2 tRNA genes are annotated in these 316 nt (G+C 43.4%); both read left to right on the plus strand.

Going from position 1 to position 316, the window contains the following annotated elements:
- The first annotated feature begins 66 nt into the window (after nt 1-66).
- Nucleotides 67-141 (plus strand) — tRNA-Ile (locus FD33_RS11650).
- A 30-nt stretch (nt 142-171) separates the two neighbouring features.
- Nucleotides 172-244: transfer RNA gene (locus FD33_RS11655), tRNA-Ala, on the plus strand.
- Nucleotides 245-316: the final 72 nt, after the last annotated feature.

Genomic DNA, 316 nt, shown 5'->3' on the forward strand with positions numbered 1-316 from the left:
GGTACCAACGGAAATACACAATTGTTAAAACTTTGTTTAGTTTTGAGGGGTCTACCTGGCGCTTTCGGGCCTATAGCTCAGCTGGTTTAGAGCGCACGCCTGATAAGCGTGAGGTCGATGGTTCAAGTCCATTTAGGCCCATTTTCTCTGTTATAATTGAATAAGTACTATGGGGGTTTAGCTCAGCTGGGAGAGCACCTGCTTTGCAAGCAGGAGGTCATCGGTTCGATCCCGTTAACCTCCATTGATAGAGATGTCATACTCGTACCTTGAAAACTGGATATTAAGAATTAATGAATTAAAGAAACACCGAAAA

The organism is Companilactobacillus paralimentarius DSM 13238 = JCM 10415 (assembly GCF_001434985.1).
Taxonomy (GTDB): Bacteria; Bacillota; Bacilli; order Lactobacillales; family Lactobacillaceae; genus Companilactobacillus; species Companilactobacillus paralimentarius.